We start from the raw sequence: 21,744 nt of genomic DNA, 5'->3' as shown, positions 1-21,744 counted from the left end.
GACTAGGACTCACCTCGCATACGGTCGCCCGATTCTTCTCCTCCCCCAACTGCCTCCAGGCCTCGACCATCGCACTGCTGAAGGCGGCCGACAGGAACAAGAACATCGGCGTCAGGCCCCGGTGATGGCGCGCTCTGCGGCGTAGGCGGTGCGGCCGAACCTCTTGGTCTCGGTGGCGAACACGTCGTCGAGGGCGCTGAGTCGTACGGCGTGGTTGCTTCGCGTCCACTTGGAGCGTCCTCATCGCCGGGGCTGCCCACCCGGACGCCCGGGCGCTGCGCCGTAACGCAGCACGACGACACCGTAGACGGAGCAGGGCGCGGCCCTGAACGGCGGCCCGGGAAATCGGGCCGCCGGTGGGCAGATCAAGATCGGCTCAACGGATCCTCTTTGCCAATTGGTGATCACTTTTTGCTGTCACGCCGGGCTACGATCCCCCGGCGCTCCGGGAAATGGGGGGCCTGGAAACAGGAGTACGGAGAAGATCGAAGTGAGACGAAGACCGGCTGTGGCGGGGGTCTGGGCAGCCATGGCGATGGCGCTACTCGTTGGGTGCGCCCCCACGGCAAGCGGCCCCGCGGCGAGCAGAGCGGGGGACGGCGGCGCCGCACCAGACAAGAATGCGCTCACGTTCACCTATCACCGGCACAGCGGTGACAACTACATCGACCAGCAATTGTTGATCAAGAACACCGACAGGGACTCCGTCGTCCCTGCACTGGCGTTCACCGCGCTCGACCAGCACGGTCACCAACTGCCAGGAGTGCAGGTCCGAACCGTCTACGGCAGCGACAGCGGCCGTTTGGTCGTTCCATACGGGTGGGGTTACGACATCCTGCGCTTCTCGGGGCCCGGCGAGCACCAGGTGTACGACGTCCGGGTCACCGTCACTCACCTGACCACAGCCAAGGTGCGGGCCAACGTCCACCCGGTGAGCACCCAGCCCCTGAACGATGCAGGGCAAGCCGTCAGCAAGTTTTCCCGTTTCACCGCCGTACGCGTGACGAACCCCGACCCGTTCGCGGTCTCCGTGCGCGTCGCCTACCTCGTCTACGACCAGCCCGCCGAAGACGAAACCCAGCAAGCGATCTCCGTCACCCCCATCGGAGGGCTCGTCCAGGTCCCGGCTCTCAGCACAGCGACCGTCAAAGTCACCGGCGACGCCGTCCACGCAGTAGCCAGATACTCCAACGGCCCCGCAGTGAGCGTCAAAGCCTACAACTCCCAGTGACCACAGGCGGCGGAACCACTCCCCGCCGCCGGGGGTTTGGGGTGCTGGCCTGCCGTCAGCGGGTACGGACGGCGTAGCCTACGCAAGTGTTCATCGGCGCCTGGCTGCGAAGCGACACGAACGAGGCGACGAGTGCGCAGGCCCGGCTTGCGCACTCGATGGCACCGGACGTCGAACTGCCCGACCCCGCCCCCAGTGCGCAATCGGCGCCCCAGTGGGTGACCGCGGTGCGCAGTGCGGCGCCAGCGCGTGGTCAGTGACCGTGGCCGCACCACTCCCCACCCGAGGCTGCGCAGCGGCCGAGCCCACTGCCGGGCGCGCCAGCGCCCGGACACCCGCTCCGCGGGAAGAAGAGAAACGCCTCCCCCAGGTCCAACACTCACGTAGCGCCCCACCGGCGGCCGTCAGACCAGCCGCACAATGCGCGGGACCGGCCGTTGGCCGGCATCGGGAAGCCCCCTGCCGGGGGCTTCGGACGGGGCAGAAGCCGGGCCCCTGCCGGGCCCTCCAGGGCCGGTGACCGCGTGCCGAAGATCATCGACCTGGACGAGTTCGGCCAGCTCTTTCGCACCTTCGAGCACACCGCGTCGGGGCTGGAGACTCGCCGCCGATACGCCTCCGACCGCGAGGACCCCACCTACACGGAGTTCGCCGTGACCGGCAGCATCACCCTCACCTACGACGACAAGTGGTCGCAGAACATCCGCCTCCAGGTGCAGGCCGGGGAGACGATCGGCCGCGTCCGCATCGGCGACGAGCCGCCGACCGAGGGCCAGCAGTTCCTCCTCGCCGACTCGCCCCGCAACACCGCGGCCGGCGAGTCAATCCTCTGCCTTCCGCGCAACTGTGGGTTCCGAATAGAGATGTCGTTGTCCAAGTGATTTGTCATCAACTTGTCGCCCGGTCTGCCGGTCGAGTCTCCACTCGGTACGGCGCCAGCGTCACGCTGGCGCGCCGCGGTGAGCACAACGCGACTACGACTTGTCCGGACGATCATGTGGCTGCTGCTTCCTCAGGATCCCCGCGTGGTGTTCCAGGATCGGCTTGGCGGATTCGTACGAACGCCGAAACTCGCTCTCGTCGAAGTTGTTACAGAATTCAACGAGACTCGGGAACTTTGATCCATCCGCAAGTGCCTGCCAGGCAGGAAGAGGCCCTTTCAAGTCATCTGGAATCAAGGGTGGTTGATTCGAGTCAGCCTTACCGAGGGTCGCGATTCTTTGACTCAGATATGCTTCATCCAGTCGCTGCTGCCGAGAAACCGGAAGATATTTTTCGTTGTACTCCTTGATTATTTTCTTCAGGTATCGACGCATGTCCTGAAGGTGCTGCCGCAGGAGCGGGTCGCCATGCAGTTGCTGGGACGTCATTACACGTCGCAGACTTTCTCGCACATTACCCAACTCGATGATCTGCTCTGAGTACGTCTTTGCAGTGACATGTGCTGGGATGAGTCGACTTGCCTGATGAGCTCTGTCGTGTGCCGCGATGACTTCTTGAAGAAATCCGACCCAAACTTCCCGTTGAGCCCGGGTTAGATCTACTTGGCGAAGTAGCGCACTGATCGCGCCCGCACCTGCGAAGACCGATGCCAACTGCAGCAGCCACTTGCCGCATTCCGTCGGGGTGTCGTTCGGCTGGCCATAATTCAAGAGCACGATCCCTGCCACGGCAGAAAGCGCCGCAATAGCTCCCAGTTTGAGAGCCAGTCCGGTCAAGATTGATTCGCTAGCCTTCTTTTGACCTACCACTTCTCCAGGCTGCCACCGGCGCATCATGGCGTCCATAGACCGTTCCACGACGCACCGGACGGGCCACCTGCGGACGAACCCGCCTCGGCGGACACCTCCCAGCCGAGCGGCGACATCAGCATCTGGAGAAGCCGACAGATCGTACGGACGAAACTCCGACAAGAAGCCCGGACAGCCCTACGAAGCCCCAGGTCACGTCGTCACCAGACAACGAGTGAGCCTTTTCCATCCTCAGTTTTGGCTGGCCAGATGCAGGCTGAGGACAGCCCGGACGAGGCTCGTGATCCGGGTGGTTGAGCATCGAAGCCGGCAGAGGAGCCGCCAGGACTTCAGAGTGGCGACGGCCTGCTCGACGAGTGCCCGGATCTTCGCATGAGATCGGTTGACCTCCTGCTGGCCTGCTGAAAGGCTGTTCCAACGGCCGCGGTAAGGAGTGCGGACCGTGCCGTCGGCACCCTGGTAGCCCTTGTCGGCCCAGGACTTGATGCCCGCCTTGGCTAGAGCATCGACGATGCCGTGCTCACGTGCCGCCCGGACGTCATGGACGGCTCCGGGCAGGGCCGGTGAGGCCCACAGCAAATGGCCCTTCGGGTCGGCGATTAGCTGCACGTTCATGCCATGCTTCTTGTGTTTGATGCCCCTATGTTCGTCAAGCTGCGGTCGTGAGGGTCGCTGGATCATCAGGCTGTCGGTCGCACGTCACCATGTCGGCGCGTATCAGGGCGTAAATCTCGCGGGCTACGTAGCGCTTCAAGCAGCGCATTACCTCACGCTTCCCCTTGCCCTCGGCGGTGCGGCGCTCCAGGTAGCCGCGGGTGCGTTCGTCCTGGCGCATGCGGGTGACCACGATGCGGTGCAACGCGGCGTTGGCCTGCCGGTCCCCGCCTCGATTGAGCCGGCGGCGCTGGCTCTTGCCCGAGGACTGCTCGACAGGACTGGCGCCGCACAGCGCGGCGAAGGATGCCTCACTGCCCAGCCGCTCAGGGTTGTCACCGGCGGCGATCAGCAGGGCCGCTGCGCTGTCCGGCCCGATCCCGAACCGCTCCAGCGGGCTGGGCGCTTGGCCTTGACCGCTGCGGTCATTCGCCGTCCGAGCTCGGTAACTTCCTGCCGAAGTCGCAAGACGCGCTGTGCGAGCAGTCGGAGCGTGAAGACCGCCGTGTCGGCGGCCGGATCGTCACTGCGGGAGTCGACCAGCTCCGCGCAACGGCGGACCAGGAGCCAAGTCGAGAGCGGCTCCAGCTCCTCGCGCAGCGCAGAGAGCTGGTTGAGCGCTTGGGTGCGCGCCTTGACCGCGGAGTTCTTCGCCAACCGGAGCATGCGCAACGCTTCCACCTGCTCGTCGCCGCTCTTCGGCAGCGCCCGGGCGATGCCCGACAGCGCAGCCCGGGCGGCAGCCTCGGCGTCGACGGCGTCGGTCTTGCCGCGCCGGCGCCGGGCGGATCGGTCGGGCTGGTTGACTTCCACCACCGCCACCCGCTCGCTCACGAGGTAGCGGGAGAGGCCAGCGCCGTAGGAGCCGGTGCCCTCCACTTCCGCCCCGCAATACGGTCCCGCGCTGGCGTGCCCAGTTGAGAAGTTGGCGATAGCCGGCCAGGGTGGCCGGGAACTCCCCGGTACCCAGCAGCCCGCCAAGGTGGCCAAGGACGGCGGCGACGTGCACGTCCTTGTGGGTGTCAACGCCGAGCACCGCCGAAGGCGGCGTGGCCGGGGCCTCGGCGGCTTGGATGGCACGGAAGGCAGCGGCCATGCTGAGGGTGGTCACGGTGCTCCTGTTCGACGACGCGGTACCGATGGCCAGCGCCAGTCGGTGGAGCGGTCAGGACTGTGACGGTGCCCTCTAGGCCAAGGCCCCTATCGGGACACGCTCCGCCGGCCCGGTGGCCGTACGCGTCGCTCCGGCCGGGCCGACAGATCAAACACAAGGCACAAGCAGCCAGCCAGAGTACGAGTCAGGCCACGGCCGAAACGACACGCCATCATCCTCACAGCCCGAGTAGAAGGGCCGGTCGGCGGCGATCCGGTCGATGGGCAGAAGCGTGCCGTCTAGGATCAGATAGGCCTTCATCGACGAGGCCCGCACAGCTTCGGCGAGTGTGGGTGCCATGGAGGCCAGAAGCTCGACGGCCTCGGTGACGTAGCGGTAAGCGGTGGTGGTACCGACGCTGAAGCCAACTGCGAGCTGGGCGTAAGTGTGTCCGTTGCGGAGGTGGGCGAGAGCGAGCAGAGCCTGTCGACCCGCGCTCAGCCACCGCCATCGGGTACCAAGAGCGCGGGCGACGCGCTTGCAGGCGGGCGGACAGGAAGCGAAGGGAAGAGCTGGACACGTCGACACCCGACGGGTAAACAAGCACGCGAAGCCTCTGGTGGAGACGGTTCTCTTGGTCGAAAGCCATCTACCAGGGGCTTCACCTGCCTGTCAGCTTAGTTATCAAGCTCGCCCGCCAGGCTGGAAGGGCCAGCGCGGAGGCCACGGGGAGGAACGGGTTGTTACGTTGTGAGGCGGTTGGCAAACGTTACGGCAGAGAACGGTGGATCCTCCGTGACGTGGACATGAGAGTCTCGGCCGGTGACGTTCTCGCGGTGGTGGGCAGCAATGGTTCAGGGAAGTCGACCTTGCTGAGGATCCTCGCTGGACTGTCCCAGCCCACCTCCGGAAGCGTGTCGGGCCGACCGCCGCACATCGGTTACGTACCGGACCGCTTCGCCGCCCACGACCGCATCTCGGCGATCTCTTACCTCACCCACATGGGGCGTATTCGCGGTCTGTCGGCCGCCGTCGCCCGTACACGAGGAAATCACCTGCTGGAGCGGCTGTCCTTGGTGGGCGGGCGGGACGCGTCGTTGCGCACGCTATCGAAGGGCAACGCGCAGAAGGTGGCGCTCGCTCAGGCACTGCTCGTCCAGCCCGACCTGCTGGTCCTTGACGAGCCCTGGTCAGGTCTGGACGCCTCGGCCCACAAGGTCCTCGCCGAGTTCATCGACGAAGTGGCCGCACAGGGCGGGGCGGTGGTCTTCACCGACCATCGCGAGGCGATCGCCGAGACGCACGCCAGCGGCGTCTACGTCATCAGCGATGGCGGGGTCATTTTGCACGGCGGCCGGCACGCCGGGGGTCGGGTCTCGATGGTCAAAGTGGTCCTGACGGTGCCGCCCACTGGCGTCATGCCGGTGGAGGTGAACTGGTCCGCGCTGCCGGGTGTGGTGGCCTCCGCCCCGCACGGCGGGGATGTCGTCCTGAGGGTGGCGCGGGAGCACTCGGACGCCGTACTGCTGACGGCGCTGCAACACCGGTGGTCGGTGGCGCACCTCACCGGGACTGTGGGTGAACATGATCACCGGTTCGATGTGAGGAGGGCCGCCCGGTGATCGCCCTGGTCCGCTACATGTGCACGGTGCTACTGCTCTCCCAGCGCTACCTCGCGCCGCTGCTGCTGTTCCTTGGTCTGGTGGCCGTGCTGACCAGCAGCGACGCCGGCCCGCTCACCGCGACCTACGCCTCGGTGGCCGGGGCCATGCTGCTGTGCTCGGTCTGGCTGACCATGGCAGTGATCGCTCTCGAGGATCAGCCGCACCGCTCAATCGTCGTCGTCAGCACCGGCAGCCATCTACGCGTTCTGCTCGCGACGGTCGGGACGGCCGTCGTGTGGTGCCTGCTGCTGACGGCTGCCGGTCTGGTGCTGCCGCTGATGTTCGCAACCCACACACCCGGCCTAGCGGACCTGGTGCTGGGCGCCGAGGCCCAACTCACCTGCGCTTTCACCGGCATAGCCATCGGACTGGTCTGCTCACGGCTGGTGTTTCGACGGCAGGGCTACGCGCTCGTCCTCGCCCTGGGGCTCCTGCTGGCCGTGCTGCTGGGCAAAGGCGTTTCCCCGGTCAACATCATGCTCACCCACCTGCAGAACGCCTCAGACTCGACGGATGCCCTGGTGCCCACAGGTGGCCTGCTCGCCGCCGCCGCAGGCTTCTTGGTGGTCGGCGCGGCTGTCACACAGGCGATCACCCTCAGAAAGGCATGAACTCCACGACGGTGTGCCTGAATCAGCGCAGGCCAGGTTGGAAAAGCCTCAATGAAGGCCGTTCGTTAGAGCTCGTAGCAGGATCTTGCTGAACGGCCCTGGTCGGCGGGGCCGTTGTGACGATCTGATCGTTCCGGGGGGGACTGTCACGACTCTGCCGTGGATCGTGGACGACGACTTGTGCGCTGATCGGGCCGTTACTACCGCCCTGGCTTGAGCGGTCGCCGGTGCCAAAGCCGATGCATGACGGTTGTGCCTGCAGCGCATTCGCGCGGCAGCTGGTGCCTCTGGAACCAGGATCCGGTTCCGGGCAGATCTACGCAGTTTCGTTTGGATCAGTTGAGGGTTGGGCGTGAAGGGCCTGGCACGGTCGGCCCGTTCGCGGAAGGACTTGGCGGCGGAAGGTGAGCCTTTCGGCGCGGCGGGCGGGTGTGCCCAGACGCTTGCTCTTCACACGACGTCGCCCCGGACTTCCGGTGTGCGGCAGGGCGAAGTCGTGGGGGACGGCGTTCTTGGGCACTCGGGTGACATGTTCGGGCAGGTCGCGCGGGGAGCGGCCGTGGTAGGTGGCGTCGCCCCATGTGGGCCTCGCGCCGGTGGTGGCACGCGGCCAGGATGCGGATCATCGCCGCGACAAGCTCGACCTTGGTGTTCTCGCCTTTGGGCCGCCAGAGCCTGGCCATCACCGGCAGGCACACCGGCCGGGCCAGGAAGGGCAGGTGGACGATCAGGCCGAGGACGGCGAAGCAGGTCCCCCGCCCGGTGCCCTTCGGCGTCTTCGCGGCGCCGTCGTGCTGCCAGGCCGCGCCGAACACCTTCTTCCCCGGCTTGAACAGGGTGTCGTCCACCGCCGCCACCAGCGGCTCCCCTGCGGGCACGAGGAGGCGGTCGATCACGTGCGGTTCGACGGCGATGTGCTTCTGCTCGGCCCAGCAGGGGCTCATGGGGTTCAGTGGGCTGATGCCGGTTCCGGCGTACAGCTCGGGGTCCAGGGACAGCAGCGTCGCGTCGTCTCCGGTCTGCTGAGCCACGACAGCCAAGGAGGCAGGGTGGAGGATCCGCCAGACCGCCTCCCGCCATGCAGTCGAGGCCAGGGCATGGGTGCGTGTGTAGTCGGCGACCGTGGTGAAGCGGCGGCTGAGGATGTCCCGGCCTGATCCGGGCCTGGCACGTTCGGCGACCGTGGCGGACAGGGCGGGGATCACGATCTCGGCGTAGCCATAACTGGCCTCGACGTACAGGCCGTTGAGGAATTCGTCGCGCTCGGCAAGCGCCTGGATGCAGGTGTGGTCGAGCAGGACGCGGATCACGCGGCGGGGTGCTCCTGTCCGAGGGTCTGCAGGAAGGTGCGGGCCCGGGCCCGGGCCTCGTCAGAGACGGTCACGCCGTGGTCTGCCGGACTTCTTCCAGGGCCTGCTGTGCGCGGTGTTCCTTTTCCTCCTCGGTCAGCTCACGCGTGACCAGCTCTGTCAGGAGCTCGTTCATGGTTACGCACCGCCTCTCAGCTCCTGAACTGCATCGACCACGCTGTCCACCACCTCGGTCACCGGCTTGGATGCATCGATGATCGTCGCGCCGAGGCGTTCGTAGATCGCTCGCATCCGAGGATTCCACTTCAGGGCCGCTGCGAGCTCTTCGGGATGTTGACCGAATGCGTTCGTAGTCCGGGTCGCGAGCCGGTGACGGAGGTTGTCCTCGTCGATCACCAGGCACACGATGACGTCGAAAAGATCGCGGACGTCTGCCTCGTTCTCCGCCGACCCACACAAGAACGCGACGCGGAAACGAGACTCCTCGACGAGGGTCTCAACGCGCTCACGGACGATCGCCCACTCGTATCGATCGAGCCAGCCCCTGGGAACCGGATACGGAGGATCCATCACGACTTCGCCCTTAGCTCGGTCGATCCAGCGACTGAAGCCGTCCTCGTCGGCGTCGAGCGCAACGTAGCCACGCTCTCGCAACACCCCGCAGACCGTGGACTTACCAGCCCCTGAATTACCCGTCACCCACACCAATGTCACGCCGCCAGCGTAGACATGACCACTCCGGGCCAGCGACGCCATTGCCGCGATCAGGCCGCGGAGTCCGATCAGGAGTCACGTGTCCAGGCCTGGCCTGTCTGGCGGTACTCCTCAACAGACAGGGGGTCAACGCCGGGCCGCACCCGGTCCAGGTACAGCAGCCGGTCGAGGTGGTCGATCTCGTGAGCGACGAGCCGCAGCAGGGTCGGGTCAGGAAGATCAGCCACCGACTCAGGGGCGAGATCCGCGAGCCACGTCTTGCGCGCAGCCTGATCAGCAGTGGTCGCTCCCATTGGGTCCAACGGGAGCCGTCGCCGCTGGGACCTTCCGGCGGCGACGGCAGCTGACGAACATTCAGCCGGTCACAGCGGTGAGGCGAGGTGGCGCAGCTGGTCGACCAGAGCGGGTGTGGGGAGGGGGACGGTGCCGATCTCCGGGTGCTGCTGGCGGGTGATGTGGGGGTGGACCTGGTCCATGTGGGGCGGGGTGAGCAGGGGGGCGGTGGACCGGTCGCCGCACCGGGCGGTGGGGTCGAACCGGTGGCGTACCAGTTCGGTGCGCCAGTGGTCGGCGTCGTGGTACTCGCCGCTGTGGGCGTGCTCGCGGAAGAGGAGTATTCGGCGACGTCGTGGCCAACGCCGGCGGCGAAGCGAGCAGAAGCGGGCGCCGCTGCTGTCGTCGGCGAGGTGGAGCAGACAGGCGAAGACGAGCGCACCAGCCTTGTCGGCGTACTGGCTGGCGATGAAGTCGGCCAGGTGGGTGTCGGCGTCGGGGCCGAGGAGCAGGAGGCAGACGGCGTTCAGGTCCCGCCAGGCGCGGTCGGCGTCCGGGGTGCGGTCGTCCTCGGGTGCGGTCCACTCGGTGTAGGCGAGGGCGGCGTCGGCGGTGCGCTGGCGGGGTGGCCGGTGGCGGGTGACCTGGCGGGCGCGCAGCCGGGCCTCGGCCGCGGTCATGTCGTAGGTGGCGTAGCGGTTGGGGGTGCGGGCCTTGGTGAGCAGGTCGTCGATGGCGCCGGGTTCGGTCGGCAGCGGGGTCATGAGGGTTCTTCCCGTCGGGGGTCTCCGGGCAGCGGAGTTTGAGCGTGTGGGCGAGGCGTTCGTGGCCGGTGCGGAGCTGGGACCGGACGGTGGCTTCTTCGTTGCCCATCACGTCGGCGGCTTCGGCGGCGGTCGCGTCGCGTTGTCGCTCGCTGAGCGAGGCGACGGCGGTGTACAAGGCGATGGTGTCGGTCAGCGCGTCGTAGGGGTCCTCGACGTGCACGGGTCCTCCCCATGTACCTGGTACTTGTTCTGTTCCAGGTGCCGCCCCCTCCGCCCCGGCACCAGAGGCACCAACCGCCTCCACCCATAAAGCGCCTCAGCAGGCCCAAGCGTGCAGTCGATCACCCCAGAAAATTACGGACAGTATCGAAGCGATTGCGATTAGTTCAACCACGGGCCGCTCACGCGCGGGGGGGGGGGCGCCAACCTCAGCCCGAAGGTGGCGCCAGCTACTAGGCAAGGCCGCTACGGGAGCCCAGCTCGGCGATCGGCGAGCGGCCACCCGGTGACGCCGATGCCGTCGCATCGCTGGACAAGCAGGTGGAGAGTGGCTCCGGAGAGCCCTGCCAGGATCCAAGCCCCTCAGATCCGCGGCCAACGGCATCGTGACGATGGCCTTCAGCCCCCGCAGCGACGCACTGGCCACCGCCTACGAAGACGGCACAATCCTCATCCTCAGCGGCACCCAGTACAGCGAAATCACCGCCGTCGACGAGCAGGGCGTCACGACACTGACGTTCAACCACACCGGCCGGCTCCTCCAGGGCATCGACCGTGACGGCGTTCTCCATGCCTGGAGAGTCCCTGGCACCTAGTCAGTTGCCGTCGGCCCAGAGGCCGTCAGAATCCCTGCAGGGTGGCGCGGAACCTCTCGATCGTGGCGCGCACGCGGGGCGGCCCCTACCGCTCCATGCTCCCCCGTGGTGATTGTGTCGGTGGGAAGCAGCAACGTCTGACGGTGAGTTCCCGAAACGCTTGAGCGTGCTCGGCGGCAGGAATGTCGGCGAGTTTCAGGTTCTGGCACAGATCTTGGGGAGCGGCTCGCCCCGTGGTTGCGGACATCACCCGGGACGAGCTCGTTGAGATCGTTCGCAGACTCCTGACTTCCTCTGCGGAGAGCAGCTACTATCTGCGGCTCCTGGAAGCGAACGTGTCGCATCCCCGGGTGAGTGACCTGGTCTTCCATCCCTCGGGCATCCTTCAGGACCCATCTGCGGAGCAGATTATCGACGAGGCTCTGAAGTACCGGCCGATCGCGCCTTGCGCGAATCGAACACCACCGTCACCCTCTGCGATCGCTCCTCAAGATCTGTGCCAGAACCTGCTTGAAACCTACGCAGCCAGCCCGTGACGCCGAACGAACTCGAGCGGTGCGAGTGGATTCCGGATAACTGCTGCTTATCGGGGAACCATGCGGCACGGGGGGAGGCCGGCGGCGACGGCGGCGCACGGACGGGGGGTGCCGGTAAGAACTGCGTCACCCATCCTGCTGGCTTATTCCGTGCCCGGCGGGGCTGGCGGCTCGTTGGTCGGGACAGCAGCGGCCGTCTTGGCGTTCCCGGCCGCGGGTGGGGTGTGGAATGTCGATGCGGCCGAGACCGTGGCCGAAGGTGCCTGAGTTGACCGCGCAGGTGGCGCGGGCGGTGGCGGCACGGGGCCCGTACCCGTTGGCGATGCGGGTCCGTGACGAGCTGGGCGAGCTGTTCGCGGACGCCGAGTTCGCCGAGGCGTTCGGAGCCAGAGGGCGGCCCGGCTGGTCACCGGGCCAGCTGGCGCTGGTGACGGTGTTGCAGTTCGCCGAGAACCTCACCGACCGGGCGGCAGCGCATCGGGTGCGGTTCGGCATGGACCTGAAATACGCGCTCGGCCTGGAGCTGGATGATCCCGGGTTCGACGCCTCGGTGCTGTCCGAGTTCCGCACGCGACTGGTCGAGCACGGGATGGAGGAGAAGGTGCTCGACCTGCTGCTGACCGAGCTCAAGGACCGGGGCCTGGTGAAGGCCGGAGGCAGGCAGCGCACCGACTCCACCCGCGTTCTAGCGGCGGTACGCGATCTGAACAGGCTGGAGTTGGCCGGGGAGACGCTGCGGGCCACGCTGGAGGCGCTGGCCTGCGCGGCCCCGCACTGGCTGACCCAGGCGGCGCCCGTTCGGGAATGGGCCGAACGCTACGGCCCGCGAACTCACTCCTGGCATCCGCCGGCTTCCACGAGCAAGCGCGAGGAGATGGCCCTGGTCTATGGCCGGGACGGGTTCGCGCTGCTGGAGGCGGTGCATGCCCCCGACGCCCCGGCCTGGCTGCGCGAACTCCCGGCGGTGCAGGTCCTGCGCACGATGTGGGTGCAGAACTACCACCGCACTGTGAGCGAGGCCGGGGCGGAGGTGAAGCGGCGGGAGAGCAAAGACCTCCCGCCCGGCAGGCTGCGGCTGGCTTCTCCGTACGACACCGACGCACGCTACGGCCTCAAACAGGGCTCCTGGTGGACCGGCTACAAAATCCACATCAGTGAGTCCTGCGACGAAAGCGACGTGCAGGACGCGGCCACCGAACAGGCGGTGATCCCCGTAGCCGACGGACCGCCGCGCTTGATCACCAGCATCGCGACCACCGATGCCACGGTGACCGATGCAGAAATGACCGAACCGGTCCATCACATGCTCGCCGCCCGCGATCTCCTGCCCGCCGAGCACTTCCTCGACTCCGGTTACGCGTCCGCCGAGTTGATCGTGGGCATGAAGAAGAACTTCGGGGTCACCCTGGTCACCCCGGTCCTGATGAACAGCTCACCCCAGGCGCGTGCCGGCGCCGGGTTCGACCGCACCGTGTTCACCGTCGACTGGGACAAGCGGCAGGCCACCTGCCCACGCGGGGACACCAGCACCTGGTGGAGCCCTGCCACCCTGCGTGGCACCAAGGCCATCGTCATCAAGTTCGACAAGGAGACCTGTCGCCCCTGCCCGGTGCGCGACCAGTGCACTCGCTCGAAGACCGGCGGCAGGACCCTCTCCCTGCAACCCCGCGAGGTTCAAGAAGTCCTCGACCATGCCCGCCTCCAGCAGGGCGACGAGCAGTGGCGAGCCAAGTACGGAACCCGCGCGGATATCGAGGGGACTATCCACCAGGCCGTCGCGGTCACCGGCATGAGACGTGCCCGCTACCTCGGTCTCCAGAAGACCCACCTGGAGCACGTCTTCTCGGCCGTTGCACTCAACCTCATTCGCCTCGATGCCTGGTGGAACGGCCACCCGCTCGACCGCACCCGCGTCAGCCACCTTGCCCGACTCGGCCTCTCCCTCGCCACCTGACCGAATAGGCTCCGGGCTCCCAGCTCGGACACCAGGGGACAACTAACCGGCCAGTAGCTGGGGTCGAACCGAACGGACGTGCGACCATCGTGCGCGCACCGTGCGGAAATGCGCCCAGGGCCGGGAGTACCCCGGACCCAGGCGGGTGTTCACGTTCCGCCGAACGGCGGCCACAGCGCTCCGTCAGGGCCAGAGCACGAGCATGATCAAGCCGTGACAGCTATGCCGCGACGGGGACACAAGGACCCGGCCTCGCGGGGCCGACACGCTCCCCGCTTGTGGCCCGTCTGGGTAGTGGGCCTGCTCGCCCTCCTGCTGGCCCTGGCCGTGGGCTACGGGATCTACGAATTCCTTCACTCTCTCGCGTCGAAGGAGGCCACCCCGGAGAACCCCGTCGCTACCCACGAGGTGATCCGCACCGTGCTGGCGACCCTCACCTTTGCTGGCGCTGTTCTCGCAGGGGTCTATGGCTACCGCAAACAGCGCCTTGCGGAGGGCGACGCTCATCGGGCCGACGACAAGCAGCTCGCTGAGCGCTTCACCACCGCCGCCGACCAACTCGGCCACGACCAGGCAGCGGTGCGCCTGGCTGGCGTATACGCCATGGCCCGGCTCGCCGACGACTGGATCGAGCAGCGACAGGTGTGCGTCGACGTTCTGTGCGCCTACCTGCGCATGCCGTACGAGCCCAATCCGGAGGCCGCCTCGACGGCATCGGTGGGCGAATCACTGTCGTCGACGCCCGCCGCATACAAGGAGGGCGAACGCGAGGTCCGCCTCACCATCATCCGGACCATCCGCAGCCACCTACAACCCCAAGCATCAACCTCCTGGTCGGCGTGCAACTTCGACTTCACCCGCGCCACTTTCGACGGCGGGTACCTACAGGGAAGTCTTTTTCAAGGCACGGTCTCCTTCGGTGGCGCGGAGTTCAGCGGCCGCAGCTTCTACTTCGGCGGCGCGGATTTCAGCGCTGGCAGAGTCTACTTCGGCGGCGCGAAGTTCAGTGGAGCCAGCGTCGACTTCACCGGCGCGAAGTTCAGCAGAGGCAGAGTCTACTTCGGCGGCGCGAAGTTCAGCGCCGGCAGCGTCGACTTCGGCCGCGCGAAGTTCAACGGAGGCAGCGTCGACTTCATCGACGCAGAGTTCAACGGAGGCACGGTTACCTTCATTGGCGCGAAGTTCAGCAGAGGCAGCGTCGACTTCACCGGCGCGAAGTTCAGCGCCGGCAGCGTCGACTTCGGCCGCGCGAAGTTCAGCGGCGGCACGGTTACCTTCATCGACGCGGTGCACAGCGGCGGCACAGTCGACTTCGAGGACGTGACAGGCGCCCCACAGAACTGGGGACCTTTCCCGCCAACTGACTCGGGAGGGTGACGCCAAAAGTGGAAGAAGGCTAGGAAGCCCTCGAAGGCCAGGCCTCCACTCGCAGGCTTCACCGCACCTCACCGAAGAGGAAGCCCCCACCGACGCCACCGCGTGTGCCCAGGACTCGGACGGTACAGGGACGCCGGGCCCTGTACCCATTTCCGCAGTCGGCTCACGATGGTCGTGGTGTCACGTCTGGTTCCGCCCCAGCTACCGGCCGGTTAGTTGTCCCATGGTGTCCGAGCTGGGATGCCAGGGCCGAATAGGCCAGCAGGATCGTCACCAGCCGCAAACGACATCGGCGAGCCTGGACTTGCCGATGCCGCGGCGGCCGGTGGACGGCCTCAAGGCCGGTGACGGTGGCACCGCAGTTGCGGCAGGTGCCCTCGAAGGCCAGGGCGTGGTTGAGGGTGGGGCGGGGCTCCTGCTTCCAGGTGAGGGTGTGGCCGCGGTCGGCGACCTGGGTTTCATGTGCTGCGTGGCGAGGGTCCCCAGTGTCGCCGTGCCGACGGCCGTCCCGACGACCTGGGGCCCCCGCGAGAGCCTGCGGGGCCCGTGCGATGATCGGCCACCTGTTCGTTGGCTTGTTTTTTGGCTTGTTCGTTGCCTTGTCCGTTGACCTGTACATTTCCGAGTCTCGACGATTCCTCTGGAGCCCCCTGTGCGTCGGCCTCTCACCGCACCGCTCTCGCTCATCGCCGCCCTGGTGAGCATCCCGGCAGCCGGCCCCGCGTTCGCCGACACCGCCGACACCGTGCTGCCCGTCGTCTCCTCGGTCGGAGGTGACCCGGACGACGCCGGCTATCTGGAGCTCCACGCGACGTCCGACACCGCGATCGACGCCGGCTCCATCACCGCGCAGCTCACCCTGCGGGTCTCCGGCGACCGGCCGGTGACGACCGTCACCGGGTTCACCCTCGTCTCCGGTACCGCGGAAGACGGCACGTGGCGCAGCTCCGACCGGATGGCCCTGGGCACCCACGGCGTCTACGACACCACCGTCGACCTCGCCGACGCGGACGGTGACCACCCGAGCTACGTCGGCCGGGGCGTCGTCCGCTACGAGGACGTGCCCGTCTTCACAGACACCGCCCTGGACCGGACCACGGTGGACTTCGAGCACCAGACGGTGACCGCCACCGGGAAGGTGTCGACGTTCGACCCGGCCACCGGAGTCACCACCCCCGGCTGGACCGGGAGCGAGGTCTACCTCACCGGGACACGGTCGGCGGGATCGAGTCCCTACGAGATCGGGGCCGCCGTCCAGGCCGACGGCAGCTACCAGGTCACCGCCCCCGTGCGTAACTCCGTGTACGTGTACGCGGTGCAGCAGGACGACCAGACGGTCGGCACGGACCCCGTACAGGTGTCCAGGACGACCAGCCCGACCCGGGTCGTCTTCGACAAGGCGGCGGACACCGCCGTGTACGGCCGCTCCTACACGGTCGGCGGCACCGCGCAGTACCTGAGCCCGACGACGGACACCTGGACGCCGCTGCCGGCCGCCGACCACGACACCGAGGTACTCCTGACCGGCCCGAACGGCTCCCACGCCTACGAGCTCGGCACCGGAGGCCGGTTCAGCGAGACGCTCGCCACGGTGACCGGTGACACCAGCTGGACGGCGGGCGTCGGAGGCTTCGCCTTCCTCCAAGGCGGCAACGCGCAGGCCACCCTGCACGCCCTCTCGCACTCCACCCTCGCCTGGTCCGACCACACCTTCACCGGCGCCGGGGCGGTCCGGGTCAAGGGCCGCCTCAGCGCCTCGGCGGGCCCGCTGCCCACCGGGCGCGTCCAGCTCCAGCAGTCGGCGGACGGCCGTGCCGGCTGGACGACGGTGGCGTCGGTGACCCCCGACGCGACGGGTGCCTTCGACGCCTGGCAGACGCTGCACAAGCCCACCGGCTACCTGCGCCTGTACTACCCCGGCAACGCGGACGCCACCGCCACCACGACCGGCGTCGTGCACCTGACCCGTGCGGTCACCCGCATCACCGGCTTCAACGCCTCGCCGGAGCCGGTGCGCAAGGGCCGGACCCTGACCGTGACGGGGACCCTGCAGCGCCAGAACGGCTCCACGTGGACGGGCGTGTCCGGCCAGCACATGACCATCCGCTTCCGCGTCGCCGGAGCCAAGACCAGCACCGGCATGGCGACCGTGACCACGGGCGAGGACGGCAGGTTCACCCTCACGTTCACCGCGAAGCAGGACGGCACCTGGACCGCCGCGTACACGGCGACCAGCGCGTACCTGAACAGCACGTCCGCCGGCGACTACGTCGACGTACGCTGACCGCTTCTCCCGTCCGGGAGCCATTGCAGGGCGAACCAGAGTTCCACGCGGGGCTGCCCGTGCAGGGTGAGCCTGGCCCGCAGGGTGTCGAGGAGGACCGCGGCACCCTGCGGGCCGGCTCGGTCCAGGGGGCGAAGCGGGTGCGGGCGAGTTCGCGGGCGTCGGCCGGAGCGACGAGCGCGTGCAGGGTGAGCGGGTCGGTGGTGTGGACGACGGCGGGTGACCCGGCGGCGAGGGCGTACGACGCCGTCATCGCCATCTGCCGCACCTGGCACAAGACGAGCAGCACCAACCAGCACCCCCAGGCCACCACCACAGCCGACCGCGCAGCCTGACACCGCAACCGGCTGGAACCCTCTTCCAGACCCGCACGCTCCCAAACCGGTGCTCCGACCACTGTCGGAGCACCTCTTCGTGACCGGACCCAATTCCTCAAGCCGTCTTCGCCCTGCACCACAGGGCACGCCGCACGATGCCATGCAGCACCAACGGCCGCCCCGTGCCTCCACTTCGGGCGGCAGGCTGCTGGCACTCGGCGCAGGCCACGCCAACCGTCACGGGCCGCCGTAACTTCAGTCGTTAAAGATCTCTAGGCGCACTCCGGGGGCTGGTCCGAGGTACTTCGAGCGCTCACCACGTGTGAAGGAGCGGTGAACCGCTCTGGAGATCTTTCTCATGGCGGAGAGGGGATCAGAGTGAGAGATATCCCGCGGCCGGATCTCCCCGTCGGCGCCGCCGCTGACGAAGGTCTGGCCATCTGGACTGAACATCACAGACATGACGAGGTTGGTATGCCCGCTCAAAGTGATGCGTAGGCCACCGGTCGCTGCGCCCCACAACCGGACTGTCCCGTCAGCCCCGCCGCTGGCGAGGATGTGGCCGTCTGGGCTGAACGCCACTGACTCAACGGTGTCGGTGTGGCCGGTCAGGGTGGTACGCAGTTTGCCAGTCGCCGTACCCCACAACCGGACCCTCTTGTCCGCGCTGCCGCTGGCGAGAGTGTGGCCGTCTGGGCTGAACGCCACCGAGTCCTTGGCAAGGTCGGCAGCCGCTCCCCGCCAGCCGCCTGCGACAGCGTGCCCGCCCCCTGACCGGCGCGCTGCGCCATCACCCGGTACGTCGGACTCCCGGCCTCCGCCCGCACCTTGCGTAACTCGGCCGCGAACTGCGCGACCGGCCCCGCACTCGGATCGAGCGGGCTCTCAGGACGTCCTGCCATCGACGGCTCACCCCTCTACCCGCCGCCTCCCCCGTGGACACGGCGCGATCACCCGGACGCTACGCACGCCCAGGGAGAAGAGCAAACGACAGGCGCCTTCTTTGGTCAGCGTCACGCGCCGTGCCCGTGACCTGCAGTCTCGCCATTGATCAGGGTGGCGGAGCTGGCTGTCCATTCAATTCCGAGCCCGCTGAACTCGATGTCAGACGCCAGCCAGGCCGCGGACCACCCGCTCGCCACAGGCCGGTCGTCGTCCTGCCGCTCATCACGAAAGGAACCCTCGTCATGAACACACGCAGGCGCTCCGCGCTCGCCATCGCCACCCTCATATGTGCTGCAGCTGCGGCCACGGGGCCGACCGCCGATGCCCTCGCGGCCCCGGCGGCCCCCGCCGTGCCGCCCTCACTGGCAGACACCATCTCGGTCCAGACCAGTTGGACGAGGCTGTGGCAGTCCACCATCTCCAAGGACTACATGCAGGCATATGGCAAGTGGATCTCGCAGGGCTACCGGGAGCCCAATGGATCACGGATCGCCCGAGGCGTCTTCAGCTGCACCGGCGGCGGGGAGGAAACGCTGACGGTCCGGAATCTGGACACCGGCCAGAAGGAGAGCAAGACCCACCGGTGCAACGGCGACAGGCACCACACTCCCGTCGTGAGCTATCGCAACGGTGAGACCGTAAAGCTCATCCTCAAGGGCAGCAAGAAGACCACGGTCGAGGCGTGGGCCGGCCGCTAGACAGGCAGCAAGGGCCGCAACAACAGCTCCACCGTGCCGCGTCCGTAACCAGACCCGGTCAGGTCCCATAGAGGGACTCGCCCGGGTGTCGCTCCTCCGGTGAGATCCCGCGCGTCGCAGCACTGGAGACTCGGTGTTTCCCGAAGGCGCGCGGCCAGCTCCCCGCCTGAGGCCAGTACCAACCGGTATGAACTTCCTCAGCTGTGACGCTCGGCCGGATTCTCACCCGAGCACGATCCCTGCCCTGAGCAAATGCACCGTTGAGGCCTCCGATGCTCGAGCCAGAGTTTGTGCTTCACGGCGTGGCCACCGCTGTGCGGCAGCGGCTCGCGCGACTGGCCTGGCCGATGTCCAACGGGGGTGGGCATCGGCCAGGCCCCTATCTGCCCTTCCAGCGCACCCGTGCCGCCTCCTGGCCGTCATGCCCACAGGAAAGGAGTCCGATCGTGGACGTTCGCCAGCCCGTTGGTGAAGTGCTGGAATTCGAGGGGTACGTACGCGCGCGGCACGATGCTCTGCTGCGCAGCGCCCGGCAGTTGGTTGCAGACCCTCTCGAGGCCCAGGACCTTCTGCAGACCGCGTTGTTACGCACCTACCGCCGGTGGGGGTGGATAGCGGACAAGCAACTCACGGACGCCTATCTGCGCCGCGTCATGATCAACACTCGCACGGAATGGTGGCGAGCCCGGAAGCTGCAGGAGCTCCCGTCCGCGCAGCTGCCGGACACGATCGTCGAGGACCCCGCCGAGCAGCACGCCGATCGCGCGCTGCTGCTGGACATCATGCGAGTGCTGACGCCGCAGCAGCGCTGCGGCGTGGTGCTGCGGTACTGGGAACGGATGTCCACCGACGAGACCGCCATCGCTCTCGGCATGGCACCCGGAACGGTCAAAAGTACTCTGCACCGAGCGCTCGCCCGGCTCCGCCAGGAGCATCAGCGCCGCGCTCCCGACTCTGCTACATCGTCAACCGCCAGCCGTGAATGCCCAGCAGCTGGCCGCCAGACTCGGTGATGCACGGGACGCACCGCATCATGGCTTTGTCGCTGAGAACCGGGCTCTGGCACAGATCTTGGGGTGCGATCGCAGAGCGTCACCGGGTAGGTCGCTTCGCAGCTGTGATCACACTTGTTCTTGGTGGATCCTGATTTCCTGGGGATGGGAGTGGCGGACGACCGTCCAGAATTCCTGGCGGCCCAGGCCGTCGACCCAGCGGACAAGGTTGTCGTCCGTGTCGTGGAAGAACCAGGACTCGAAGTGTCCCAGTGCCCGAAGTTGAGGGACGGGTTCATATCGAAGTTCGCAGTGGAGCTGGATGTAATGATCATGCTCGCCGGAAGCATCGTTGATCTCGAACTGCCGGGCAAGGTCCAGCGTGAAGACGGCCGGTCCCTCGAACGCGTGAGTCCCGTACTGGAAGAGAAGGCCATCAGCGTCCGGCGTGTCCGCGGTGTCGAATCGTTGGGAGCCGAAGCGTACGAACCTGAGCCACACCTCGTCCAAGTCCAACTCGGCCAGGGGCTGCTGCCCACGGCTCAGCTCATGTTGGAGTCGCTCCTCGGCCCGGTCTATGGGCAGTCTCCTCGACATCCCTGTCCTTCGCGGTCTCGACGGGATCTGTGGCCTCGCGGCGATCTTCTCAGCCCACCGCACTCGCTGACGTGATCAGGGCTTGGCTGCAGAGCCTGGGGGAGCCGCTATTGGAGCAGGATCATCCACGTCCGTAGAGCTGCCTCTTGATCTTCTTGATGCGGTTCACGGCGCCTTTCGTGCCGCCGGAGCTCCAGTGCAAGGTGAGGCCGGCGGTCACCGCATCGAGGTTTCGAAGCAATTGGAGGGCGAAGTTGGTGAGGCCGGGCAGCTGGGCTGGCATCGACGGCCTCGATCCACGCAGGGAGCCTAGGACCCAGCCGGTGAGCCAGGATCTCGCCGAGACCGCGGACATGTCCGGCCGCGATATCCAGTCCAGGACAGCGAGCCAGGACGTCCTTCAACACAGCGCGCTCATCTTCGCTCAGGGTTGAGGGGTGACGGGTGAGCCAGCCGGGACCCGCCTCACGGACAGCGGCGGGGGCGGCGCCTTGATCGGTGCGGAGCGCAGGGTGGCAATGTAGGCGCGGACCATCTGGTAGGTGACGGGCGCGTTCTCAACGATCAGTTCGCGATGCAGGCAGGTGACGTTCGTGCATCCCGCAGCGAACCGCGGCTCCAGATAGGGCTCGTAGGGATCCAGACGACTGGGCCGGGCCGGTTCTCACGGAGGGTGTCCTGCCAGGTGGCGGCGCGGGCGTAGCGCAGCACAGTGTTGAGGCCCCAGCACAGGTGGCGGGCGATGGCCCGGCGCGAGTGCCCCTGCACGAGCAGTTCGTGGACCAGGGGCGTGAGCGGCCTTCTTGCGCTGCGCCCGTCGGCCGATCAGATCCGGGCTGGCACGCACTTGATCGTCGCGCGACACGTCAACATCGCTCGCTGTCGGCGGCGTTGGGGAACTCAGGCACTCGCGGTGGGCGGCGACACAGTGCCGCCCAACGCTGCGGCGACCGCGCGCGTCGGCTACCCGAAACGAACATTGGATCGCACACAAAACACACACGGCGCGCCCAAGGCTGGATAGCCATCGGTATGACTCGCAGTGGCGCTTGGCCACTCGCGATGATGGTTGGCCAGTGCGGGGCGCCTTCGCCATGGGCCCCTGAGTCGAATCCACTTGATGCCACCGGGGTCGATGGCGCACTGTTCAGGTGACGTTGA

At 67.3% G+C, this 21,744-nt stretch carries 20 protein-coding genes and 3 pseudogenes; 12 read left to right on the top strand and 11 right to left on the bottom strand.

Translation table 11 applies throughout. The features are described 5' to 3' along the window. Window positions 1-508: 508 nt before the first annotated feature. Together ABT254_RS20680 and ABT254_RS20675 are read left to right on the top strand one after the other, a co-directional pair. Complete coding sequence (locus tag ABT254_RS20680; RefSeq protein ID WP_351471864.1) at window positions 509-1,231, top strand: hypothetical protein; 723 nt, start codon at window positions 509-511, stop codon at window positions 1,229-1,231. 524 nt (window positions 1,232-1,755) lie between these two features. After that, on the top strand, window positions 1,756-2,112 hold the full coding sequence (locus tag ABT254_RS20675; RefSeq protein WP_351471862.1) for a DUF6879 family protein: 357 nt from the start codon (window positions 1,756-1,758) through the stop codon (window positions 2,110-2,112). 93 nt (window positions 2,113-2,205) lie between these two features. Here ABT254_RS20675 and ABT254_RS20670 read toward each other — a convergent pair whose 3' ends face one another. From ABT254_RS20670 to ABT254_RS20655, 4 genes and pseudogenes are all read right to left on the bottom strand, one after another. Continuing rightward, window positions 2,206-3,018 carry a hypothetical protein gene (locus tag ABT254_RS20670; protein ID WP_351471859.1) on the bottom strand — a complete coding sequence of 271 codons (813 nt, stop codon included), beginning with the start codon at window positions 3,016-3,018 and terminating at the stop codon, window positions 2,206-2,208. Between the two features lie 195 nt (window positions 3,019-3,213). Beyond that, window positions 3,214-3,615 (bottom strand): annotated as a pseudogene (locus ABT254_RS20665) (transposase family protein); the annotation flags it as partial. Between the two features lie 16 nt (window positions 3,616-3,631). Then, a pseudogene (locus ABT254_RS20660) lies at window positions 3,632-4,747 on the bottom strand (IS110 family RNA-guided transposase). A gap of 225 nt (window positions 4,748-4,972) precedes the next feature. Further along, a pseudogene (locus tag ABT254_RS20655) lies at window positions 4,973-5,336 on the bottom strand (transposase family protein); the annotation flags it as partial. Between the two features lie 193 nt (window positions 5,337-5,529). On the opposite strand from ABT254_RS20655, the gene ABT254_RS20650 reads away from it, so the two are divergent. Beyond that, window positions 5,530-6,351, top strand: coding sequence for an ATP-binding cassette domain-containing protein (locus ABT254_RS20650; RefSeq protein WP_351471857.1), 822 nt, complete (start codon window positions 5,530-5,532; stop codon window positions 6,349-6,351). Continuing rightward, on the top strand, window positions 6,348-7,004 hold the full coding sequence (locus tag ABT254_RS20645) for a hypothetical protein (protein ID WP_351471854.1): 657 nt from the start codon (window positions 6,348-6,350) through the stop codon (window positions 7,002-7,004). Before ABT254_RS20650 ends, ABT254_RS20645 begins: the two co-directional genes overlap by 4 nt. Before the next feature lie 335 nt (window positions 7,005-7,339). On the opposite strand, the gene ABT254_RS20640 is transcribed toward ABT254_RS20645, so the two are convergent. The 4 genes from ABT254_RS20640 to ABT254_RS20625 form a co-directional block, all read right to left on the bottom strand. Beyond that, a complete protein-coding gene (locus ABT254_RS20640) occupies window positions 7,340-8,314 on the bottom strand; it encodes a hypothetical protein (RefSeq protein ID WP_351471851.1) in 975 nt (324 codons plus the stop codon). Between the two features lie 177 nt (window positions 8,315-8,491). Next, window positions 8,492-9,070 carry an AAA family ATPase gene (locus tag ABT254_RS20635; protein WP_351471848.1) on the bottom strand — a complete coding sequence of 193 codons (579 nt, stop codon included), beginning with the start codon at window positions 9,068-9,070 and terminating at the stop codon, window positions 8,492-8,494. Between the two features lie 26 nt (window positions 9,071-9,096). After that, a complete protein-coding gene (locus ABT254_RS20630; protein ID WP_351471845.1) occupies window positions 9,097-9,255 on the bottom strand; it encodes a hypothetical protein in 159 nt (52 codons plus the stop codon). A gap of 135 nt (window positions 9,256-9,390) precedes the next feature. Beyond that, complete coding sequence (locus ABT254_RS20625) at window positions 9,391-10,065, bottom strand: hypothetical protein (RefSeq protein ID WP_351471842.1); 675 nt, start codon at window positions 10,063-10,065, stop codon at window positions 9,391-9,393. Window positions 10,066-10,679: 614 nt separating this feature from the next. Here ABT254_RS20625 and ABT254_RS20620 point away from each other — a divergent pair. From ABT254_RS20620 to ABT254_RS20595, 6 genes are all read left to right on the top strand, one after another. Beyond that, window positions 10,680-10,883, top strand: coding sequence for a hypothetical protein (locus ABT254_RS20620; protein WP_351471840.1), 204 nt, complete (start codon window positions 10,680-10,682; stop codon window positions 10,881-10,883). A 233-nt stretch (window positions 10,884-11,116) separates the two neighbouring features. After that, window positions 11,117-11,419: a bacteriocin immunity protein gene (locus ABT254_RS20615; RefSeq protein ID WP_351471837.1), complete on the top strand. Its 303-nt coding sequence runs from the start codon at window positions 11,117-11,119 to the stop codon at window positions 11,417-11,419. 259 nt (window positions 11,420-11,678) lie between these two features. Then, on the top strand, window positions 11,679-13,373 hold the full coding sequence (locus ABT254_RS20610) for an IS1182 family transposase (protein ID WP_351471834.1): 1,695 nt from the start codon (window positions 11,679-11,681) through the stop codon (window positions 13,371-13,373). A gap of 294 nt (window positions 13,374-13,667) precedes the next feature. Continuing rightward, window positions 13,668-14,750: a pentapeptide repeat-containing protein gene (locus tag ABT254_RS20605; protein WP_351471831.1), complete on the top strand. Its 1,083-nt coding sequence runs from the start codon at window positions 13,668-13,670 to the stop codon at window positions 14,748-14,750. Window positions 14,751-15,402: 652 nt separating this feature from the next. Further along, window positions 15,403-17,034 (top strand): hypothetical protein, encoded by a 1,632-nt coding sequence (locus tag ABT254_RS20600; protein ID WP_351471828.1) that lies wholly within the window; start codon window positions 15,403-15,405, stop codon window positions 17,032-17,034. A 59-nt stretch (window positions 17,035-17,093) separates the two neighbouring features. Beyond that, window positions 17,094-17,369: a hypothetical protein gene (locus ABT254_RS20595; RefSeq protein WP_351471825.1), complete on the top strand. Its 276-nt coding sequence runs from the start codon at window positions 17,094-17,096 to the stop codon at window positions 17,367-17,369. A 237-nt stretch (window positions 17,370-17,606) separates the two neighbouring features. On the opposite strand, the gene ABT254_RS20590 is transcribed toward ABT254_RS20595, so the two are convergent. Further along, window positions 17,607-18,059 (bottom strand): WD40 repeat domain-containing protein, encoded by a 453-nt coding sequence (locus tag ABT254_RS20590; RefSeq protein ID WP_351471822.1) that lies wholly within the window; start codon window positions 18,057-18,059, stop codon window positions 17,607-17,609. 479 nt (window positions 18,060-18,538) lie between these two features. On the opposite strand from ABT254_RS20590, the gene ABT254_RS20585 reads away from it, so the two are divergent. Continuing rightward, a complete protein-coding gene (locus ABT254_RS20585) occupies window positions 18,539-18,994 on the top strand; it encodes a hypothetical protein (protein ID WP_351471819.1) in 456 nt (151 codons plus the stop codon). Window positions 18,995-19,440: 446 nt separating this feature from the next. Next, entirely contained in the window at window positions 19,441-20,007 is a 567-nt protein-coding gene (locus tag ABT254_RS20580) for a SigE family RNA polymerase sigma factor (protein WP_351471816.1), read from the top strand. Between the two features lie 108 nt (window positions 20,008-20,115). Here ABT254_RS20580 and ABT254_RS20575 read toward each other — a convergent pair whose 3' ends face one another. Then, the gene (locus ABT254_RS20575) at window positions 20,116-20,583 is read right to left on the bottom strand and encodes a hypothetical protein (RefSeq protein WP_351471813.1); all 468 of its coding nucleotides are present in this window, start codon (window positions 20,581-20,583) and stop codon (window positions 20,116-20,118) included. 121 nt (window positions 20,584-20,704) lie between these two features. Further along, a complete protein-coding gene (locus tag ABT254_RS20570; RefSeq protein WP_351471810.1) occupies window positions 20,705-20,866 on the bottom strand; it encodes a hypothetical protein in 162 nt (53 codons plus the stop codon). Between the last annotated feature and the right edge of the window lie 878 nt (window positions 20,867-21,744).

Source organism: Streptomyces sp. NPDC001137 (assembly GCF_040298885.1).
Taxonomy (GTDB): Bacteria; Actinomycetota; Actinomycetes; order Streptomycetales; family Streptomycetaceae; genus Streptomyces.
Note: the sequence above shows the minus strand (reverse complement) of the source record. Positions and strands in the feature narration are given on the sequence as shown.